General features: G+C 51.6%; 2 protein-coding genes. One reads left to right on the top strand and one right to left on the bottom strand.

Annotated elements, in window-relative coordinates:
- Positions 1-135 precede the first annotated feature (135 nt).
- A complete protein-coding gene (locus GX466_09280) occupies positions 136-1,188 on the bottom strand; it encodes an AAA domain-containing protein (protein NLH94387.1) in 1,053 nt (350 codons plus the stop codon).
- Positions 1,189-1,292: 104 nt separating this feature from the next.
- Between GX466_09280 and GX466_09275 the strand changes: the two genes are divergently transcribed.
- Positions 1,293-1,525: sulfite exporter TauE/SafE family protein (locus GX466_09275; protein ID NLH94386.1), on the top strand; the 233-nt coding region annotated here is incomplete at its 3' end.

Below are 1,525 nucleotides of genomic sequence, written 5' to 3'. Positions count from 1 at the left end.
GCAGACTTCAATGGTAAGCGCAAGACCAAGGCACCCAGAAAGGGTTTGTCCATCAGCAAACGCATGCGTGCTGCCGCGAGCTTGGTTTCGACAGCGCTGGTGGCTTGCGTCATTGATACTCAGACTGCATGCAGTTCACTCATAGAACATGAGTTCAGAAACCGTGTTTGCCCAATTTGCAAACTGCGGCACGGTGAACAAATCTTTGCCGATACCGCGGTGAATATCAGACACCAGCATCACGCCCATTTCACGTTGGGGAAAGCTTTGTGCGTAATTCAAAATATGCCCCCATACCACTTTTGCATCAGGTTTGTTCTTGAACGTGCGGGCACGGCTGGCCAATGCGGCTGCGACGGCGTATTGCAAATCAATTTCGATGGGTACATCTACACACTGCCCCGTACAAATCGCATCCAAATCTGGCAGACGGTCCAAGCTGTCGATGAAAGCAGCGCATTCAATGCCCGCTACTTGCCCCACGCACGCAATCAAAGACCCGCGCAGCAAATCAGTTTGCTCGCCAAATTTTTGCACAGCACGGTGCGCAAATTCCCACGACCTAGGGCTGGGAAATGCCATTTCACCCGCAGCATTTTTAAGGGGGTCAAAATTAAAAAGCAATTCTGGCTTGAAACGCAAAAACGCCACGATGCGTGAATCAATCTCGTTGCGATAAGCCCAGTCTGCCCAATCATCCAAGCTCACATCCAGCTCGTAATGCGAGAACCGATTAGCCAGCGGCGCGGGCATGGCATAGGTCACACCACGGTCACCCAAACGATTGCCTGCAGCAAAAATTGCCCAACCATCGGGCACTTGGTAATCACCCAAGCGTCGGTCCAAAATCAATTGGTAGGCGGCTGCTGAAACCGAAGGCGCTGCCGAAGTAATTTCGTCCAAAAACAGCACCCCCGATGGCGCGTGGCGTTTGGCATCAGGCAGCATGGATGGAATTGCCCAATCCACATGGTCGCCTATGCGAAACGGAATGCCACGCAAATCGGATGGTTCCATTTGCGACAAACGAATGTCCACCACTGGCACATGGTGGCGCGCTGCCACTTGCGCCACGATTTGCGACTTGCCTACACCTGGCGGCCCCCATAGCATCACAGGCGTGTGTTGCAGTGCGGCTGCGCTCAAAAATTCACGGTCTAGGATTTGGGAAAGTTGTGCTGGACGCATCAATAAATCAATCGAAAAGTAAAAACTCCGATTATCCTAACAGATGATATCTGCTTGCTGTATAAGGAAAATTGTGTGCATCATCAGCGTATAGTTGGGGTTTTATGCAGACTGAACTCTTCTACCTTCTGATAGCCAGCGTTTTCATCATCGCCGTGCTGTACTCCGCCGTGGGACATGCGGGTGCTTCGGGCTATATCGCGGTGATGTCGCTGTTGTCACTCGCACCTAATGAAATCAAGCCCACCGCATTGACGCTCAATATCTTGGTTGGCAGCATTGCGGCGTGGCAGTTTTACAAAGCGGGGCATTTTTCTTGGTCTTTGTTTTGGCCCTT

The sequence above is a fragment of the Candidatus Cloacimonadota bacterium genome, assembly GCA_012516855.1.
Classification (GTDB): Bacteria; Cloacimonadota; Cloacimonadia; order Cloacimonadales; family Cloacimonadaceae; genus Syntrophosphaera.
The sequence above is the reverse complement of the archived record's forward strand: the minus strand, read 5'-3'. Positions and strand labels throughout refer to the sequence as shown.

What these genes read in the sequence shown, in the direction of transcription:
- GX466_09280 (NLH94387.1), bottom strand. Translation starts at nt 1,188, where the DNA reads ATGCGTCCAGCACAACTTTCCCAAATCCTAGACCGTGAATTTTTGAGC.